Source organism: Prevotella multiformis DSM 16608 (genome assembly GCF_000191065.1).
GTDB classification, from domain to species: domain Bacteria; phylum Bacteroidota; class Bacteroidia; order Bacteroidales; family Bacteroidaceae; genus Prevotella; species Prevotella multiformis.
The window spans coordinates 937444-957435 of sequence record NZ_GL872282.1 but is presented as its reverse complement, the minus strand read 5'-3'; the positions used below and the strand labels follow the sequence as shown (position 1 = coordinate 957435).

Annotated in this window: 17 protein-coding genes and 3 pseudogenes; 15 read left to right on the top strand and 5 right to left on the bottom strand. The window is 40.7% G+C overall.

What is annotated here, in order from left to right:
- The first annotated feature begins 270 nt into the window (after positions 1-270).
- The 8 genes and pseudogenes from HMPREF9141_RS13780 to HMPREF9141_RS03925 all read left to right on the top strand — a co-directional run bounded on the left by HMPREF9141_RS13780 (position 271) and on the right by HMPREF9141_RS03925 (position 6669).
- Positions 271-540, top strand: a complete 270-nt coding sequence (locus HMPREF9141_RS13780) for a hypothetical protein (RefSeq protein WP_257009554.1) — start codon at positions 271-273, stop codon at positions 538-540.
- Complete coding sequence (locus HMPREF9141_RS13775; RefSeq protein ID WP_257009553.1) at positions 491-940, top strand: hypothetical protein; 450 nt, start codon at positions 491-493, stop codon at positions 938-940. The genes HMPREF9141_RS13780 and HMPREF9141_RS13775 overlap by 50 nt, the downstream gene beginning before the upstream one ends.
- Before the next feature lie 586 nt (positions 941-1526).
- A pseudogene (locus HMPREF9141_RS13965) lies at positions 1527-1963 on the top strand (hypothetical protein).
- A 620-nt stretch (positions 1964-2583) separates the two neighbouring features.
- Entirely contained in the window at positions 2584-2976 is a 393-nt protein-coding gene (locus HMPREF9141_RS03940; RefSeq protein WP_007367196.1) for a hypothetical protein, read from the top strand.
- On the top strand, positions 2973-4586 hold the full coding sequence (locus HMPREF9141_RS03935) for an AAA family ATPase (protein WP_007367195.1): 1614 nt from the start codon (positions 2973-2975) through the stop codon (positions 4584-4586). The genes HMPREF9141_RS03940 and HMPREF9141_RS03935 overlap by 4 nt, the downstream gene beginning before the upstream one ends.
- Positions 4574-4882: pseudogene (locus HMPREF9141_RS12715) on the top strand (helix-turn-helix domain-containing protein). Before HMPREF9141_RS03935 ends, HMPREF9141_RS12715 begins: the two are co-directional and overlap by 13 nt.
- Before the next feature lie 90 nt (positions 4883-4972).
- Positions 4973-5680: a DUF6088 family protein gene (locus HMPREF9141_RS03930; protein WP_007367193.1), complete on the top strand. Its 708-nt coding sequence runs from the start codon at positions 4973-4975 to the stop codon at positions 5678-5680.
- A complete protein-coding gene (locus HMPREF9141_RS03925; RefSeq protein ID WP_007367192.1) occupies positions 5665-6669 on the top strand; it encodes a nucleotidyl transferase AbiEii/AbiGii toxin family protein in 1005 nt (334 codons plus the stop codon). The genes HMPREF9141_RS03930 and HMPREF9141_RS03925 overlap by 16 nt, the downstream gene beginning before the upstream one ends.
- Before the next feature lie 110 nt (positions 6670-6779).
- On the opposite strand, the pseudogene HMPREF9141_RS03920 reads toward HMPREF9141_RS03925, so the two are convergent.
- Positions 6780-8279: pseudogene (locus tag HMPREF9141_RS03920) on the bottom strand (helicase-related protein); the annotation flags it as partial.
- A 287-nt stretch (positions 8280-8566) separates the two neighbouring features.
- Here HMPREF9141_RS03920 and HMPREF9141_RS03915 point away from each other — a divergent pair.
- The 7 genes from HMPREF9141_RS03915 to HMPREF9141_RS03885 all read left to right on the top strand — a co-directional run bounded on the left by HMPREF9141_RS03915 (position 8567) and on the right by HMPREF9141_RS03885 (position 13882).
- Positions 8567-9787, top strand: coding sequence for a site-specific integrase (locus HMPREF9141_RS03915; protein ID WP_040554228.1), 1221 nt, complete (start codon positions 8567-8569; stop codon positions 9785-9787).
- A gap of 4 nt (positions 9788-9791) precedes the next feature.
- Positions 9792-11066, top strand: coding sequence for a site-specific integrase (locus HMPREF9141_RS03910; RefSeq protein ID WP_007367189.1), 1275 nt, complete (start codon positions 9792-9794; stop codon positions 11064-11066).
- A 57-nt stretch (positions 11067-11123) separates the two neighbouring features.
- Positions 11124-11609 (top strand): DUF1896 domain-containing protein, encoded by a 486-nt coding sequence (locus HMPREF9141_RS03905; RefSeq protein ID WP_007367188.1) that lies wholly within the window; start codon positions 11124-11126, stop codon positions 11607-11609.
- A gap of 557 nt (positions 11610-12166) precedes the next feature.
- Positions 12167-12436, top strand: a complete 270-nt coding sequence (locus HMPREF9141_RS03900; protein WP_007367186.1) for a helix-turn-helix domain-containing protein — start codon at positions 12167-12169, stop codon at positions 12434-12436.
- Between the two features lie 3 nt (positions 12437-12439).
- Positions 12440-12754, top strand: coding sequence for a helix-turn-helix domain-containing protein (locus HMPREF9141_RS03895; RefSeq protein ID WP_007367185.1), 315 nt, complete (start codon positions 12440-12442; stop codon positions 12752-12754).
- A complete protein-coding gene (locus HMPREF9141_RS03890; RefSeq protein WP_007367184.1) occupies positions 12742-13242 on the top strand; it encodes a DUF3408 domain-containing protein in 501 nt (166 codons plus the stop codon). Before HMPREF9141_RS03895 ends, HMPREF9141_RS03890 begins: the two co-directional genes overlap by 13 nt.
- Positions 13243-13450: 208 nt before the next feature.
- Positions 13451-13882, top strand: coding sequence for a plasmid mobilization protein (locus HMPREF9141_RS03885; protein WP_007367183.1), 432 nt, complete (start codon positions 13451-13453; stop codon positions 13880-13882).
- Between the two features lie 55 nt (positions 13883-13937).
- On the opposite strand, the gene HMPREF9141_RS03880 is transcribed toward HMPREF9141_RS03885, so the two are convergent.
- The 4 genes from HMPREF9141_RS03880 to HMPREF9141_RS03865 all read right to left on the bottom strand — a co-directional run bounded on the left by HMPREF9141_RS03880 (position 13938) and on the right by HMPREF9141_RS03865 (position 19992).
- Positions 13938-14354: a hypothetical protein gene (locus tag HMPREF9141_RS03880; RefSeq protein WP_007367182.1), complete on the bottom strand. Its 417-nt coding sequence runs from the start codon at positions 14352-14354 to the stop codon at positions 13938-13940.
- Positions 14355-14483: 129 nt separating this feature from the next.
- Positions 14484-15479 carry a virulence RhuM family protein gene (locus HMPREF9141_RS03875; protein ID WP_007367181.1) on the bottom strand — a complete coding sequence of 332 codons (996 nt, stop codon included), beginning with the start codon at positions 15477-15479 and terminating at the stop codon, positions 14484-14486.
- A gap of 46 nt (positions 15480-15525) precedes the next feature.
- A complete protein-coding gene (locus HMPREF9141_RS03870; RefSeq protein ID WP_007367180.1) occupies positions 15526-17691 on the bottom strand; it encodes a hypothetical protein in 2166 nt (721 codons plus the stop codon).
- 72 nt (positions 17692-17763) lie between these two features.
- Complete coding sequence (locus HMPREF9141_RS03865; RefSeq protein WP_007367179.1) at positions 17764-19992, bottom strand: LlaJI family restriction endonuclease; 2229 nt, start codon at positions 19990-19992, stop codon at positions 17764-17766.

The following is a 19992-nucleotide window of genomic DNA, read 5'->3' as shown; positions in this document are numbered from 1 at the left end:
TGAAATTCTACCTCATTTATCAGTTGTAAAACGTGGATATATTTGCCAAAGTAGACTGTAAGAGGTAATTCCATACATTCTTTATAAGCTTAAGACTGGTTGTCAATGGTATATGCTTCCAGTTTTATCGTTCTTCACAGCAAAGGTTCTTCATTGCAAAACCGTATACGGACATTTTCGCATGCACTTTTGTTTGACAACGTACAGTTTTTGGGTGAGGAGTTCTCGGAACGATTCTTCTTTTACTCCTTGATGAAAAGATGTTTTGGTTTGAATTATGTGAATTATAGTGGAGAAGAACTGGAAAATACTCTAGGGAAGGGAATGCCAGATTATTATCTGAGATATCGAAATAGGGTATTCGTATTTGGATGTAAGGATGTTCAGATGGCTGCAAAAATGAAATTAAGCGGTGATTATGAGACGATAAAAAAAACATTTTTTGAGAAGTATGTCACAAATTCCAAGGGGCATGCGAAAGGGGTGGCAGTTGGCAAATGTGATTGGCAAAAAGATACCAAGCATATTGAGCGAAGTTGATAAGTGGGCCGCTAATGGTGTGAAATTTATCTACCCCGTGATAGTGTACTTCGATGATTGTTTTGATGTAGAAGACCCGAGTTATTTGCTGAATAAAGAGTTTCAACGAATCATTAGTGAAAAGAAAGTTTCAGCAGATTACGAAGTGAAGGATGTAGTGATGGTGAATATTGAGCAGTTGATGAGAATAGAAAAATTCTTTGCTGCCGAGAAGTTGGATTTGGCTTATCTAATAAATAGCTATATTGAGTATAAGGAAGAGTTTGAATTAAATCAAGTGTTTCCTTTCAATAAATACATATTTCAAGAAGCGAGAAAGGTTGGGTATGAGTTGAAAAAGACACGTTGGTTTGATGAAGTTTTTGAGAATTTGGAGATGTTGGATAGGAAAAGGCTGTGATGAGTGAGACTTGCTCAAAGAAAGAATATGGTCCACCACTCTTTTTTACAATTTAAGCTATACTTGTGACTAGTCAAATAGAAAACACTCAATCTTACTTTTTTGTGGGTGTAATAAGGGGTGTAAATCGCATAACTTGCTGATTTACACCCTTGTTTGCGGAGAGAGGAAAATGAATTTTCCTTGCAAATCCTTGTATCATAGTCTTTTATAAACTTTCTTCTTTTCTGTGTAGCCCGATTGTAGCCACAACAGAGTATTTGGAGAATACATGCAGACATTGCTGCTTGAAATACACTCCTGCATTTCTTGGGTTCAAAAGTACTAAAAAAAATGAACTTCCTCCAAATATTTGATAGAAAATGTTTTATAGATTCTTTGGCTACAATTTTCAGTGCAAGGTGCAAGCCTATATATATAGATAGGTCTTGCACCTTGCACTGAGGGCCCCTACCTTATATTTTATACCGTTGATTATCAACACGTAAAATGGTATTATACTACCAGAAAATGGTATTTTAATATTCTATCTAAAACCTGTTTCATTAGGAACTTTGCAGCCATAATAATTACAATTATATATATTATGGCTAATAAAAAACAAATTAAAACCCAAAGGGCATCTTTATATTAGTAGCCCTACACTTGAGAATTTAGTTCTTTTATGTGAGAATGCAAAAGAAGCTGCTCATATAAGTGGCATCGAGTATTCAAATTTCCTTAAGGCTTGCAAGATGGAAAAGGATATAAGATTTAGCACATATCGAAAGTGTGTAGCAGGCTTGGGGAAGAAAGTTCTGGTTATCCATCTTCCTTTGGGAACCATAGAGTCAATGATTGAGCCTAAGACTCATGTGAACGTTTTTATGAAACTATTGAGCAAGATAAATTGATTAAGGTGCTGATGGCGGTTATGCCGAGTGCGGAATAAAAATTTTTAACTTCATGGAGGATTTCAAGAAACACCTAACAAGTCACGATAAAGAACATCTAATGAAACCATTTTTATGGCTCTTCCGTTAAATGTGTAGAATGTTAATAGAATGAGATTAATCCACATACATGATAAGCTTACCTCCAATTAGATGGTTTTATAAAGGGGGATAAACTACATGATAAATGTAATTAGGTTCGATGTCTATCTGTCATCTACAACCTGCTTATTCCCTTATTAAATTATATTTGTAAATTATTTTCGTACAACTCAAACCCAACACATGCTCTTTTGGCTTTTAAAAGACGCCCTTTTGGGTTGCAAAAGATGCCCTTTAAGGCTATTACTAACGCCCTTTTGAAGTCCTATTAAGCACCTTTTACTTTACTACTTGGTAACTACTTGACTTTCTGTTTATTGCAAACCAGCTTCTTATGTGTGTTTTTGCGTTAGTTATAGATGTTTTCTTTGAAATTATGTAATGATTTTTCAAACCTCTTGTCTGCAGATTTTCGAAGTCTTAAAACGAAAAGATTTTCAATGACAGAGGATAATAATAGGATAGATAGTTGACTGTCGTAGCCATGTTTTTGTTTAATGAGTAGCTATGGTTCTTCTGTTAAAGCAATACGAAAAGCGTCCACACATTTAACAGAAGAACCATTTTTATCAGCTATTATTAATCTTTGCCAAATCCTACTTAAAGAAGATGGAACACCACGAAACACTCTCCTTAATAAATGAACTTCAAGCACTTCGTGAAGAATTCAAACAGATAGCCTGCTTTATCAGGGAGCTAAAGCTTGATTATTCCGTTTTGGAGGAAAAGATTGAGTTGAGTTCGGCAGATGTTCTGCACCTGCTTGGAATATCAAAGGCATCACTTGCAAGATGGAGGGAATCTAACTCAATTCCGTATAGGTATGTATCAAGTAACCATGTAATTTATCCATTTAAAGGACTCTATCTCTCTGTCAAGACGGGTAGAGCCACATTCAACGGCTTTCGTCGTTTAGAGGCTTTGCAGCGTTTAAACGCTTACAAGGAAGGTGTGCTAAAAGGCTATATGGGAGAATCTCAAACCTTATTCGAAGAGCTATGAACATCAAAGAAGAAATATTATTGCGTACCAACAAAGGACTTGAAATATTCTGTTTCTATATGCCTATTGATTTCGTGATTAAGCGTAATTTCCGTAACCCTTTGTATGACGATAAACGTGCTTCATGCAATATATATCTTGATAAAAAGTCAGACTGCTATCGCATGAAAGACTTTGGAAATGATGCTTATTCTGGAGATTGTTTTTGGTTTGCTGCCACAATGATTGGACTGGATGTGAAGAAAGATTTTGTTAAGGTACTTGAAACTATTATTCGAGACTTGCAACTAAAAATCTACATAGGAAAGCAAGAACGCTTTGAACAACGAGCTATGATAATGAAACCGCCTAAACCGACTATTTCACAACCTGCAGACCAACCAAAGTTAATGGAAGAGAAGAAGTGGTATAAACTGATAGAGCAATCTTTTAGTATCGAGGAAATGAAATATTGGCAACAATATGGTATTGATTCCAATACCTTACAACGTTTTCATGTAAAGTCGCTTGCCCATTATGAGTCTATCTCCAATCAGGGCAAGCCGTTTACATTAGGAGCGACACATGAAGAGCCGATGTTTGCTTACAATATGAGGACGTTTGTAAAGATCTATCGCCCCAAAAGCAAGCTACGCTTTCTTTATGGTGGCGAGAAAGTGACCGATTATGTCTTTGGCTTCCAACAGTTGCCCAGTAAAGGAGATATCATATTCATCACTGGTGGAGAAGGAACAGGTAAGAGTAACTATATTTCTGGAATTCTTTCTGGCACACTTGGTTCGGAACGATTACAAGCTGAACAGACATTGGGATTAGAGATAACTGCTAACCCAAAAGGCTTAGCGGTTCTTCACTATGATACGGAGCAGTCTGAAGCACAACTGCACAAGAACTTGGGAAAGACACTTCGTCGTGCAGGAGTAAAGACTGTTCCAGAGTTCTACCATTCGCTCTACTTGGCATCGTTATCCCGCAAGGACAGACTGAAAATTATTCGTGAGAGCATGGACTTGTTCCATCACAAGCACGGTGGCATTCACCTTGTAGTCATTGATGGAATTGCAGACTTGATACGCTCTGCCAATGACGAAACGGACAGTATCGCCATTGTGGATGAACTCTATCGCTTGGCAGGAATCTACAACACCTGCATAATTTGCGTGCTTCATTTTTTTCCTAACGGTATTAAGTTGCGTGGACATATTGGATCTGAATTACAGCGTAAGGCTGCGGGTATTCTCTCTATTGAGAAAGACGATAATCCCGAATACTCGGTTGTAAAGGCATTGAAAGTCCGTGACGGAAGTCCGTTGGACGTACCGATGATGCTTTTCGGTTGGGACAAACAAGCAGATATGCACGTTTACCGTGGTGAGAAATCGAAAGAGGACAAGGAAAAGCGCAAGACGGATGAACTTTTGTCAGTTGTAAAATCTGCATTCCGTACTAAAGTAAGACTTTCATACCAAGAGTTATGTGATGTATTGATGCGTGAAATGGAGATCAAAGACCGAACAGCAAAGAAGTACATTGCCTATATGAAAGAGCAGCGTATATTGTCGCAGGACACAAATGGTAACTATCAAAAGGGTGAACTATGCCATACTTAGAACAAACAACAGAGAATGATTGGTGCAAGCGATTGTTTGACAGATTGAGAACTGTTGAGAATAAGATCGACCAACTACTCGTACTGAAAGAGTAGTCCGTTGATACAACTATTCATCCGCCTCTTAAACCAGAGTATCTTGACATCATTGACGTGTCGAAAATTCTCAAAGTGGAACAGAAAACCATTTACAACTGGGTTTGGGCCCATAAGATACCATACCTAAAAGCTAATGGAAGACTTCTTTTCCTTCGTGAAGAAATAGACGAGATGCTACGCAAGCGTGACGGTTGGTAATCATCTTTCACGATTAGGATACATGTTTTGTTATGTAAATGCTTGCAGTTACATAACAAAATTAGTATCTTTGCACCAAGATTGACTTATATGACAAGCAAGGGAATCAAGAAAAAAATATCAGAATTTGAAATGGGAAAAGTCTTTAAGTTAGAAGACTTAGGGCTTTTGCACACCGAACATCAAGCAGCAGTAATGACTTTACGAAGACTTGTGGAAAAAGGAGAAATAGAGCGGCTCAGTCCGGGACTCTACTATAAACCTAAAATAACACGCTTCGGAGAGGTCGGGCCTACTATGGACGAAAGATTTCGAGATTTGTTATACAAAGATAATCGCCCTATAGGTTATCTGACAGGATTCTATGCTTTCAACTTGTTGGGACTTACCACGCAGCAATCCACCACTCTTGAAATAGGAACGAACTTCCCCCGTCGAAATAGAAAACGAGGTATGTATGCAGTCCGGTTTGTAATACAGAAAAATGAGATAAACAAAGACAACATTGATATGCTGCGCCTGCTGGACTGCCTTAAATGGATAAAAAAGATACCCGACACAACTGTTGACCAATCCTATTCTCAGTTAAAAAACTTGGTAAAGGCATATTCTAAAAAAGAACAGGAACGGATTGTAGAGCTTTCTATGCAATACTCTCCTTTAACCCGTGCACTACTTGGCTCGATGCTTTCTGACAAATCACTGACAGATAAATTATATCAATCGCTTAGTCCGCTAACGCAATTTAGAATTGGACTTTCATCATCACTTGCAAAAGAACAATGGAACATACAATAGACAAACAACTGCATTTGGAAAAAGAAAACTTTAGAGACCTGATTCATGCAACTTCTGAGGAACTGGCCATTCCCATCCAACTGGTAGAGAAGGATTACTACATCTCGTCCATACTCCGCGCTCTTTATGAAAGTAGCTATACCGAACAGATAGTATTCAAAGGTGGAACATCCTTGTCTAAGGCTTATCAACTGATAAACAGATTTTCCGAGGACGTGGATTTTGCAGTCATAAGCGAAAATATGAGTGGTAATCAAGTAAAGATGTTACTTTCACACCTAATGAAAGAAGTTACAGCCAACTTGAAGGAGGATCGATGTTTTGGAGATATTTCCAAAGGCTCAAAATATCGGAAACAGGCTTTTCTCTATGAAACTCAAGTAGGATTGGACGAATTATCCAACCCTGTACCCGCAAGAATTATAGTGGAAATCAGTGCATTTGCCAATCCATTTCCCCACGAGAGACGAATAATTGAGCCGTTTGTAACTACATTTCTGAGAAAGAAGGGAATGAGCAACTTTATAGAACAGTATAATCTTGCCCCCTTTGAATTAAATGTGCTGTCACTCAGACAAACCTTATGTGAGAAAGTCGTATCGCTCATTCGTTTTTCAATGAGCGACACCCCATTGGCATCATTGACATCTAAAGTGCGTCACTTCTATGATTTGGATGCACTCCTAAGTATAGAACAATTACAAAACTATATTTCCAGCGATGCGTTTGTTTCAGATTTGACAACATTGATAAGACACGATCAGCAAGCCTTTGATGAGCCACAAGGTTGGAGACTTTTAAACAGCCTAAATCAATCTCCCTTGATAAAAGACTTTGAAAATATATGGAGTTCTCTAACACCGAAATATATTGAGAATTTATCTAAAATCGCATACCGAACGATACCATCACCAGACAATATAAAAACCTCTTTCACCAAGATTCTCCACTCAATAGAAAATATTGATTTAGGACGGCAAGAGAATTAAACATTTAGAAAATAAAGAGCTCTAAGTAAGGGGAAACCTGAAAAATTTATCGAAAATCCCCAAAAGTTTTGTATCTAACCTTTGGGGCATTTTGTTTCAGAATTATATGTTTAGAGCCGCCATTTCGGACGAAAACCCAGTGAGCGATTATCCGCTTCTTGCGCCTGCTCATTGCCATTTTTTATTGATGTAGAAATCTCATTATCGGACAGACTATTTTCCTGTTCCTCTTTATCCTCTTTGTTCGCAGTAATCGTCAAGGCAATCTTTCTGTCCAACTCTGCCGACTGCCCTTTGAGCGAGCGAAGCTCGTCCTCTTTCTTCCACGTCCCATTAGCAATAGCAGTGTAGATTTCCTTGTTGGCAGCAACCTTCTCTTTCTCCTTCTCGTGCGACTCAATCACTTTCGGGATGCGCCCCAACGCGCCCAAGAAGTTCTCGCATGCAAGTTTCGGGTCCGTAGCCAACTTACCGTTATTATAGGTGTAGTAGATACTCTCCTGCCCTTTGACAAAGAAACGGTTCACGGAGCAGTCAAATAAGTCCTTTGAGGTACTCTCCGTCTTCACCATGATGGAAAAGCCATAAATCTCACCGATTTTATTGTACTCGCCTTTAGTGCGTGCCTTATCGTTAATCTTCTGTAGGCGTGCGGCAAGGACCTTGACGTCCATGCTGTCCTCCACACTTTTGATGACCAGTTTGTTGATGGGATTGCCATCTGCATCACGTTCCACACGCTTTTCAAAGCACGCAAAATCTTCCTTGACTTCCTTAATCTTGTCTGAATGGAAAGACACGGAGCTGTCAATCTCCGCCAACTTGCCCGTTGCGGCATCACGCTCACGGAGAAAGTTCTTGCGCTCGGATTCCAAGGTGATAATCTTCTTGTCAAGTCTTGCTTTTTCCAAAAGGTCGGTATTACCCGAAAGTACGGCCACGTACTCTGAGAAGTTCATGCCACTGTCCTCGTCCATCGAACCCTCGTCAATGGTACGACTGCCGAGCGTGTTGGTCTTCAGCTGATTGATGAAGAGCTGTTTGTTGTGTAGCAGGTTGAACTTGTAACTGTCCAACGAGCGTTCCACAGCATAGATGATGACATCGACCTTGTTGTCCGCAAATTCTTTGGCAATAAGGTTTCCCTTGCGCACAGCTCGTCCGTTACGCTGCTCTAAGTCCGAAGGTCGCCAAGGCGTGTCCAAATGATGGACCGCTACGGCACGTTGCTGAGCATTCACACCAGTACCCAACATGGATGTAGAGCCGAAAATAATACGAAAATCTCCACGGTTCATCGCATCTACCATCGCTTTTTTTGCCTTCTCGTTCTTACACTCTTGGATAAAGCGTATTTCGTAGGAAGGGATATGATAGTCTTCTACCAGCTTGCGCTTGATTTCCGAATAGACATTGAAGTCTCCACCTGGCTTATAAGTGCCCAAATCAGAGAACACAAACTGCGTACCTTTTTGTGCATCATACTTCCGATAGTAGTCATTGAGTAGTTTCGCACAGTGGCTTGCCTTGTTGTCGATATGGTCTGAGTAACTATTTTCATCAATCATGCGTAAATCTAAGCTCATCTTGCGGGCATAATCAGTCATTAAGAATTAAGGGAAACAGAGGGAAATATAGGGAATGTAACTATTTGAAATATCATTATTTAGCATTTTCCTGCCATTATGGGGATTAGCAAAAACGAGCATCAAACGGCAGGAGTTCCGTTACCAAATCGTAACCCATCAGGGAAAAAGCAAAAAGGGGTTACGAATTGAATGTAAACAACTGTGTCATAGGTTTTTATTCTTCATCTTTCATTTTTCTGCATCGCTCAGGAATACTTGTTCATCTGTACCTTTGCAAGCAAAGGAAATTTAGAAAAAACGACAGAAAAATGAAGGAAAACAAACTCAAAGTATCGTTCTTCGTTCAGGCGAAACGAACCGACAAGAAAGGACTTGTGCCTGTTATCGGGCGCATCTCAGTTGGCAGAACCCATTCTGGCTTTTCTACCAAGTGCAAGACTCCGCTCACTCTTTGGGACAGTCGTAAGCAACGGCTCGTCGGCAAGAGTGCAATGGCGGTGTCCGTCAATCAGAAACTCGGTGAATGTACTGCACTCATCCACTCACGCTTTCACGAACTCAGTGAAAGGGAAGAATCTTTTACCGCCACCGATGTGAGGGATGCCTATCAGGGACAAATCCACCGTCAAGCCTTGCTCTTGGAGAGTTTCAGCGAGTATCTCACACAGACAAAGGAACGTATCGGTATCGACCGAGAATTAAAGACATTCAAGCTCCGTACCTACCAGCTCTCCCTGCTCCATGAGTATGTGCAGAAGAAACACAGGGTAAGCGACATTCCACTTTCACAACTGGACAAATCCTTTATCGAGGGCTTCGAGTATTATCTCACCATCGACCGCAAGCTGAAACGCAGCAGCATATCAAGCGCCCTATCTACCTTGCAGACCATTGTCCGTATGGCGGTGAAGAAAGGCGTCCCGGATTTCTATCCTTTCTTTGGTTACAGCTATGAACGCCCTAAGGGAGAGCCGAGATGCATCACGCAAGACGAACTACAAAAGATAATTGACTTGGAGATTGAGTGGGAGAATTACCGCATTGTGCGTGATTTGTTCGTCTTCTCCTGCTTCACAGGTCTGGCAATCTCAGATGTCCGCAATCTTCGTGAGGAAAACATTGTTTTGGAAGAGGGGGAACTCTGCATCAAGGGTAGACGCATGAAGACCAAGACACCGTACCGTGTACAGGTGCTTCCCCCTGCGCTGACTATCATGAATCGTTATAGAGGGATAAGGGCAGGCTTTGTCTTTGACGTGCCGACCATCGACATTGTCCTCAATGGCATGCACTACATACAACGAAACATCGGCATGGGAACTCCGCTAACCTTTCATATGGCTCGCCATACCTTTGCGTCGATTATCACGCTCTCGGCAGGTGTACCTATCGAAACGGTGAGCCGTATGCTCGGACACACCAACCTGAGAACAACACAGGTATATGCAGCGGTTTCCTCCGAAAGAATCCATCGGGATATGCAAGCGATACAGCAGCGAATACAAGATACATTCACCTTAAAACTTTGACATTATGGCACGAAGTACATTCAAGACACTATTCTATATCAATCGCTCCAAAGAGAAAAAGAACGGCAAATGCCCGATTATGGGACGCATCACCATAGACGGTGAGCAGGTGCAATACAGCACGGGCAAGGAAATCGCTCCCGAACTTTGGGACAGTCGTAAGGGACGGTGCAAGGGAACAGGAGGAGAAACAAAGGAAATTAACCGCTATTTGCAAACCAAAGAGGAACAAGCCAAAGCGAAGTATCAAGAATTAGTCTGGCAACGTGGCTATATTACCGCTGAGTTGCTGAAGCGTGAACTCATGGAAGAAGACAATCCCAAAGGTTTTCTTATGGAGGAAGCACGACTTTTCATAGAGGAAAAGCGTCCTTGTGTAGGAATAACGGTAGCCAAGCCGACCTTTGCCAACTACATCTATTCCACACAACTCATAGAGGGTTATTTGCGTGAACGCTTAGGATTAGAGGATATTCGTTACTCCCTGTTGGACTATGGCTTTATCGAGGGGCTGGACTTCTATCTTAAATCAGAGCGCAACCTTTCTCTTGCCACTATTCAGGTAGCGGTCATCTTCCTTAGAAAGCTCATCGGCATCGGTCAGCAGAAGAAATACATCCGCATCGATCCATTTGTGGATTACAAGGCAGAACTGCCACACCGCACACGCAGGTATCTCACAACAGAGGAACTGCAGCGGGTACTGCAAACTCCCATCATTGACAGACAGTTTGAGCGAGCAAGGCAACTCTTTCTTTTCTGCGCTTTTACAGGATTGGCTCGTGTGGATATGCAACGGCTCAAACCGAAGCATATCATCCGTAATGCAGATGGTACGGAGGAAATCCGCATCAAAAGGCAGAAAACAGACGTGGAAGCCATCATTCCACTCCTGCCCATTGCCAACCAAATCCTTTCGCTTTATATCAAGGACAAGAAAGCAGACGAATTGATATTTCCCAATCTTACAATAAGGAAAGCATCCTTTGCGTGTGTGAACATCGGGCAGATATGCCGGATAGATAAGGGCTTGACCTTTCACATGGCTCGCCACACATTCTCAACCACGATTTGCCTTTCCAATGGTATTTCGATGGAAACGCTCAGCAAGATGCTCGGACACAGCAATATAGGTACGACACAAATCTACGGAAAGATAACCGACCATAAGATACAAGAGGATATGACTGCACTCACTGACAGGGAGCATTCAGCCTTTGAGGGTTATTGCAAGTCGATTGCACGGCAGAACATATTGCAACGTAGACATGAGGAATGAAATAAAAACAAAAGACATTCAATTCAGCAGTAACTATCACATTTAACACCAAAAATCATGAATAAAAAACGGGACATCAAACAGGAACTTTCCTACTTTCGGTTGAAGTTAAGAAGTTTTATGAGGGAGCACCACCCAGAAAGATTGAAAGACACGGAATTTATCACGGCACGGGCAGACATGGCTCTCGCTGCTTATTGCGATGCCGTGGTACAAGGTTTTTCGCACCTCGAAGCAGAGAGTATGGCAAGTGAGGTGTTGTATCAAGGTTTGCACTTTTCCAAGTATGACACGCTTATTTCTGTCTTGGAAAACGAGTTTGAAATGGAACTGCCTGCACCGCTCCCCGAGAAGTTTGCACGCATATTGTTGTCGAACAAGGCTGTTCAAGCCACATTCGACAAGTTCGGTTTGACGGACACATTTGTCACAAGCGGACAATACGACCGTCTTTACACCGAACTCACAGGCACGATTGTGCTGCTCATCGAGAGCAATAAGCTACCAACGGTCAGACAGGCGGAGGAAGCAAGCCCGAAGTAGTTGTAAGTAAAAGCGCACGCAAAGTCCCTGATGCCGTTTCTTATCGTGCAAAGGTACGATGGCAGCCAATCTGCCCTGCAAGGTCAAGTCCTGCGGATGGAGAGAAGAATCTCCACCGTAGGATTTTTCTTTTTCAAGTCGGTACTGCCATCCTCAATATCCGTGCGGTTGTATTCATCTCTCCCAACCTTGCAGGGTAGGACTGCCGTATAGAGTATATGCACGACAAGAATACGGCATACTCAGGCTCTTTGGACGCAAGGCGCTGTTCCCAACTGTAATCCACTGTTTTGCGAACCCTCCCAATCAGACGACAGATATAGCACTTATATTCTCGAACAAAAAAGGAAAGAGCCGGTTCCTCATCTCATTACCGCAATAACACTGACGCATTTCCTTTGTTTTTTCTCTTGTTTTCCTGACATTTCCCTGCTTATCCTCATTTCTTGCAGCGGTGCTTCCGAGGGTTTACTTTTGCACTCGATAAGTACGGCAATGGACTGCATAACAGCTTGTTTGCCGAGTAACAATAAAGTAATCAAAACAAAATCAAGGCAATGAAACTCATTATCATCGACCGCAAAGCGTGGGAGCGACACTGCTCCGAATTTGCAGACTTTATCCATCGTGTAGAGAAGCTCATCGGCAATCCGCCCGAAACGGACGAATGGCTCGACAACGAAGCTGTGTGCAAGCGTTTGGGCATCAGCAAACGTACCCTGCAATCATACAGAGATACGGGGAAAATCTCTTTCTCCATGATTGGACATAAATGCTATTACAAGGAGAGCGACATCACGGAGTTGCTGAACGCAAACAATGAATGAATTATGGCGGAGAATGAAATCATTACGCAGGAAGACCCTCAGATGCAGATGTTTTCTCAGTTGATGGAGAGTACATTGAAGAAATTGGAGCGTTATTGCGCTACCGCCCGTCCGATGCTGAATGGTGAAGTTTACCTTTCGGGCGAGGAGGTTTGCAGCCAATTACGGCTCAGCACACGCACGCTCCAAGAGTACAGAAATGCAAGAATACTTCCTTTCTACAAAATCGGAGGGAAGATACTATACAAGCAGAGCGACATACAGACAATGCTTGAAAGGCATTATAACGCAATACCCAAGAAATTATGGCAAGAATAGATGAACAAAGGAAACAACGTCTGGAACAAGCCCTTCGAGATATGGGCATTTATGGCGTTAAGCTCCGCAAGCCCGAAGAGTTGCCCGATTTTGATCAGCCCATAGATTATGAAGAGGAAAAGAAAAGATTTGAGCCTGTTAAAGTTGAGGAACAAAATGACAAGGAGAGTCACAAGGACTATTCTCAACCGTCCTATCAAGAAACAGAGTTGTCACCAACGGAAAGGGCTACTTCTACCAATCATCAACGAATGGGAAAAACAAAGAACAGGAAGCAATTATCCGAGTTTCAGGGGAAATATCTCCAGCCCTTTCGCAACAGTCACCGCAAAGCCGTGTATATATCAGAGGAAACTCAACGAAAGTTGGACTTCGTGGTGAGGAAAATTGGTGAGCAGGGAGCAAGCGTTTCAGGATATGTGGAGCAGGTACTTCGAGAACATCTCGACCAATACAAAGATGATGTGGAAAGATGGCGGAAACTCTGAAGTACTGCATTCCTCGAATGCAAGCCTACGCTGAGTTACTGTATTCAATGAATGCAGTAACACGGCATGGGCTTATAATCCCATTTTCTACATCAGCAAGGTGTGTCTTTGTCCGACAAACTGCCGTTTGTCCCACAAAGCCCCTTGCCCCGAAGGGGATTAAATCACTCCAAAGTCGTGATTAGGAAACAAACAAAACAATACAATTATGACCAAATTAGAAATAGCCAATGAGAATCGTTACGGACACCGAAACACTGTAGAAGTTCCACACTGGGACAGATGGGACACCCGTATGCCCAATGTGAAAGACCAACTGCGTGCCATCGACCTATACAACAAATCCGGGGCAATAAGCAAGTCTGATTTCGTGCGTGCCCGCATTCTTGGGGAGAGTTTCAAAGTGATAACGGTGGATAAATCTGCCGTAGAGTATTACCGCAAGCTCTCCGAACTCACAGCCCAAGTACATAAGATAGGCACAAACTATAATCAAGTCGTCCGCTTGATGCATCTTTATACGGCAGAGAAAAGTGTAAAAGCATTGTTACAAGAACTTATCCAGCAGACAAAAGAACTTACTGTCCTGAAAGAAAAGACCTTAAAATTAAGTAATGAATACAAGGATAGAATGGGCTAAACCACATGCCAAGCATTTTTACTTTTACGAAGTAACATTTTAATAGCTAAGTTTTTTACGGATTTCTATCATTCTTCCGTGCTTTGTTGTATGCATCTTTAGTCATTATTCCTTTGATGGCTTCATTTGGGCTTAGTGCTTCCTTGTAGAAAATCCAGTGAACTATAGCCTGGGAACTATAAACTGATGTATATGCTTGAATGAAAGTCCAACCTTTGTCGGACATATAATTACCTGCATCAACCATACTATTAAAAAGGATTTCTTCGCCTTTTTCATCAACTAATTTTTGTTTACTTTTAAGTCCACTCCATACAGAGTACACGGGATTATTTCCAAAATCAAAAACAATTGTTAGACCAGATGATAACTCCTTCTCAATACCTTTGACTTCGCAATAGTATTTCTTGTTTTGAGCTAACATAGTGATAGATGACACTATCATTAGAAAGAAGAGGGCAGTTCTTTTCATGTAATTCCTATTTTGTTATAAAAGTTCGTAGTAATTCTTTATTTCTTTTCCATTAGTTTTCTTCTGGCAGCATTCAGGAAGAGAGCAAAGTTGTGAAGCATTTAATCATACCTAAGTACTTACTCGACGCTATTCCTCTCCTTTTAATCGTTTTATTTCTTTATCGAAATCAGATATATATTCTGCGTCTTGTTTATGGCGGAACACCTCATATTCTCGTTCCGCCTTCACCTTAGCCTCCAATGCGGAGATACTCCCTAATCCGTCAAGGATAGGACGACCAGCAACAGTCAAAAATCCATCAAGTAGTGTACTCCAATCATGCATGGTCATTGGAATTTCTTGTTCAGCACGATCTTCTGCCAAATCAAGATAGGCGGATACAAGACGATTGATTGCCGTCATGTGCCTTTGGTCGAGATAATTCTTGGCAATTGTTATATCCGACTTCATTACCTTCCCGTCTGGGGCATGCCTCCATGTGGTCAGTCCCATGTGAGGTTGGCTTGCATTAGCCTTCCCATAAATAATTTCGGCTGCCGTCTGTTCGGAAATTGCCCAATGCAACTTGTTCTGCACCGATGCAAAGAAGCGTTTTGTCTCTGGCGCTTGTTTGTCGTAGTCTATCGACAGCGCATAAATATCTGTAATTTTCTGATAGAAGCGTCGCTCGCTGGCACGTATCTCCCGAATATCTTCCAGTAATTCCTTAAAATAATCGTGTCCAAACTGTTCTCCTTGCTTCAATCGTTTTTTATCAAGTACATAACCTTTGGTTATGAACGAATTAAGCACTTTCGTAGCCCATTTTCTAAAGCGTGTCGCTTGCTCTGAATTTACTCTATACCCTATTGCAATAATGGCATCTAAAGGGTAGAATGTGACTTCCCGTGTCACTTGGCGAGTGCCCTCATTTTGAACTATTCGGAATTTCCGAATAGTTCCCTCTTCTGATAACTCCCCAGTGCTGAAGATACTTTTTAAGTGTTCATTAATGGTACTAACATTTACATTGAATAGCTCAGCCATGCGCTTTTGTGTAAGCCAAAAAGTACCATCCTCATAATGCACTTGTATGTTTACATCGCCATTGTCATTAGTATATAATATAATACTGCTCTCCATAATTGAATTGTCTGATTTTTAGAATGTAAAATTGCATTTTCTTTTATTATACTCTTTCACCAATATTATCGCTTTCCGTAGCATTGTCCATTAGACGATCAATGAAAGCTTTATTTCTCAGTTCTGCACGTTCTTTTAAGACAGAGAACTGGATTACCTCCATATATAGAGAACCATCAATATTTGAACCACTATCATCTGGTACGGTTTTCATTGGACGAAAGAGATAATCTAAATTAGGTGCAGTCTTAAAATCACCATCCGCAGCTCTAACATCCCTCTTCTCTAAACTTTCACCAATAAGGTAACCATAAAAGGTAAGAAATTTATATTCTGGTTTAGTGAAATTCCTAAGGAAATAGGCATACTTAGATATCTGAAGTAGGCAATCTGCCAAATTTACATTCGGATTTTTAAACTCTATAATAACGCATTTTCCCTCCGATGGAAACAAAAGCACATCCGTCCGCATTCTCTCACGATTTTCGCCTAAAGATGTAAGATAACGTTGTTCCTCTTCATCAAAATCATCTCTGAAAATTCGTTCGTCATTTAATTTCACCTTTGATAACATACTTTCAGAAGAACCTTTGAAATACATATATTCTTCATTAATCACCCATAGGTCACTAGTAAGTGGATTGTCGCTATGTTGCTTAAAGATTAGGTTATGAAGAAGTTTTTCATCCACATTTCTTTCAGTTGCATCTTGACAGACTAACATACGCTTTAGAATTTTATCCATCAGTTCTATCACCATTTTTCTGCGTGCAACGTATTTAGAAAGTGTAGCACGGTTCTGAATAGGCAAAGACTCGACTAATTGATCAACAATATTTGAAAGTTTGCCTTGATAGTCATCTGAAGAAGGATCTAAATTATTTAGATTTTGAATGCTGTTTTCATATGACGCACTTTCTTTTGCCATTATCTTGGCATCATACGCATAAGCCTTCTTAAACACCTCATCCACGCTATCGCATAACGAAACATCCGCTAAAGCTTCTTCGGAAAGTAAGTAGTCTCTTTTTAATTGCTCGATCTTTTCATGAAAATGTTCATTTTGAATTGATATTTCTTGGTAAATTTCACGAGCTTTATTGTTAACGCCGTCTTGTATGTCATTCAATACAATTTGTTCATCAATATAGCCTTGTGCCTTGGCTATTTTTTTAAAATCAGTTTTATCGATAATTTCAATGTTACCTCGCTCATCACTGTCAAGTGCATCAAAGTAATCACTTTTAAGTAAAAACAAGTATCTATAGCCATTTAAGGATGCATTGGGATCTATGCAAGTTAATTTGATTTTGGTTGTTTCAGAAATTTCATTCTTACTGGTAATTTTAATCGCACTCGCAGGAAGAATACTTGAGCTGATTTTATATGGTAAAACGTTAATAGATACCGAGGTGTTCTCCACGTTTTCTACACGTTTCATATCTTCCGACATCTTGCACACTGGTACCGAGATAGTTATGTCCTTTTGTGTCGGTTCAGGAATCTCATCTGCAGCGATTCTTTCGCGGTCTTTTTCTATCCCCCCAACAAAATATATGATATTGATAGATGGGAAAGACGACTTTATATTACAAAAGGCAAGCAAATAATGATTAAACAAGGCTTTTTTAATGTCTTCACAACCCAGTTCTGCATATATTTTAGCATCCTTGGCTTCTATAGGATGTGCCATTTTGACAGTGGTTTTCACTTCTTCTCCATCTGCAGGAGAAGGCTCTTCTGTCTTATACAGAATCGTGTTTTTCCTTAAAAAAGGGTTTGTTTTTGAAAGTGCAAACTTTCTTTTCATTGTACGTGTACCATCCCAATATATACTATCAAAGTTTACATATTGGAAAGAGTGAATCATCTGGATACGACCAGAACCACGATTGTTAAAGCCCTTTGTATCATCCTTATAAATAGAAAGTCTATCAAAGTTCTTATTATCGAAACCAATACCATTATCTTCAATTGTAATATCTGCGAGTGTCACACGGTTACCGCCCAAAGAAGCGTTAAAATTTAATATGATATTGATATAAGGAGCAAACTCAACATTATTTCTCTGTCGCAGCCTTATTGCTTCAAGACTATTTGTAAATCCCTCGAATAAGGGTTGAAAAATATTAGCAGATTTTTTAATACTCTTTAAAATACCCGACCATCTAAGATCTTTATATTCCACAAATTTATTAGCATCTTCGAACATAATTGAAGTTATTTAGGTTACATTTATTTTGTTTTTGCCATCTATTGCCTTCTGTGCATCCTATAAAACTCTTCATTCATATAATTTTTTCATATAGCTTTCTGAAATTAACTCTCCAGGTTGCATCTTTAAGCGATAGATTAATACTTGCATTTCGCCAAGAGGTATGTAAGTTGAAAGCTTGAGCTTCAAGCAAGGACTTCCTTTCGATGAGCCGAAATATACTTTCTCCACCTTGTAATATCCATCAATAGCCCCTGCCACCATTGGCAAGAAATATTCGATATCCATCAGGTTGATAGTGGGAATCTTTTCCATGACGTAGGTGGTGGCTTGATGATTGGCAAACGCTTCAGATTCTCTGTCTGTTTCGCGCACAAAGCCTGTAAGCACATTCTTTACCTCTTTCTTAGGGATGGGGTCCAAAGTTCCCACTTGCCCCAATGCTGGAATGTTCAAATCCGAATCAAGCGTGAAAGAAGGACTTACATGAAAAAAACGCTCCACATTCTCTATCATCGCATCATTGTTTACCACCTCGTTCGCTATCACCTCGGGGCGTATTTTTATTTGCTCCCACAATCCGTTATCCTCCTTCTTTAGCAATGCCAAGATAAGGTAGTTGCTGTTTGCATGCGGACGATACAGTTTGCCATTCAGCAAATGGAAGTTGTTTTGAACGTATTCATGGCAATCCATTCCATCGCGCGGCTGAAGGATGCGGAAGTCATATAGCTTGTTCAGCGTGGCTTGAATCCTCAATCTGAATTCCTTCCGCACATAGGCCCGCCAATTCGATTGCTGACGTTTGTTATCACGTCCATATAGGGACACGATAAAAAGGAAATTAACATCGTAGTGACACAGCAGCAGCGTGTCTCTGTCAAACAGTCTGTTCTCGTACTGCCTGTTGAGTTGCACATTCCTATCTTGGCTGTTCAATGTTCCCTCGTTGAATGAAAGGAATTTATCACCGCTGTTCGCCCTGTTGGGGATTCTGGCACTAATAAAGAAATTAGGAATGGGATTGTAGCCCTCTGTGAGTGCATCACGCAGTTGCGGTTGTTCGTTTGCAGCACCATCCAAAAACAGGTTCAGGTTCCACTGAATCACATTCTTGGCGTAGGTGTATTGCTTGTAAATGGAATTTGTACCCAAATGCACCGCATCGCTCTTCGTGCGCTTGTAATACTTGCTGTCGCCTATATAATAGGTCAGTTCGGCGGGAATGTCGGATTGTTCTATGAGCCCTTGCCCAATAAACATATGGTCAACCAACTTTCCATCTTTTTGTTCCAACAGTTCCTTTGGTAAGTCTTTTTTGTCGTTTCCACCAATAAGAACATCAATCATCACCTCAAAAATGTGAGCAAAGTCCTTGGTCAGCAGATAGTCTGTTTCAAATTGGTTCATGGCAATCTTGTACTCTCTGTCAAAGAAAGCATAGCACAAATCCCAAATCCGCAACGCCTTGTCGCTGAAATATTTATATTTTATCTGTTTCAGTCTTTTACACCCAACATTCCGCTCTATATATGCCCTCCGTAACCTTTCAATACCAATCAAAGGATATTGTATATTGATTTCAAAACTAAAACCATGCGTCTGCTTGATATAGTTGAGAATGGAGAAATAGATAACAAGCAGCTCTTCATCGAAGTTCATAACTTTTTTCTTGTTGATGGGCGAAACATAAATAGGTTTTCCTCTTTGAATGATGGCAGGCGAATTCGCAATGGTTTTCGTCCACTGAATTTTATTATTCCCCGAATGCAGATTCTTTGCAATAAAGGTGAAATAATCTTGATTGTCCTTATTGAAATCTCTCAAGGCTATAATAACATCGAGCAGCGTGTTGTGTTTTTGCTTTCTGCCACTGCTTTCTTTTTGATGCTCCCTGCTTTCGAGAATGTTGTCATTGTTCGTTTTCCGATACACGCTGATGGTGCGATAAATCCAAATGGAAAGGTTGGACAGAAATGCCTTGTACTCTTTGCACCCTTCTTCCGTAAACTTCTCCTTTATCCGCTCATTCTCAAAGTCTATAATCTCCAATGGCGAAGCCCCGAAAATGGTGTCGGTTTGATCGTTGCCTTCCGTTTCACCTGTCAGCACCACTTTGGGCAAGAAGAACACTACATCCTTGGCAGTCTTTGAATAGCAGTACCCCACATAGGTGAACAATTGTGTCTTTTCTATTTTGGGAAACGACACAATGCCTTCAAGAATGTCCTTCACAGTCAGGCCGCCTCTAACATTGTAATTGAGTGCGTATGGGTATCCTTCTATAAATAATAGCAT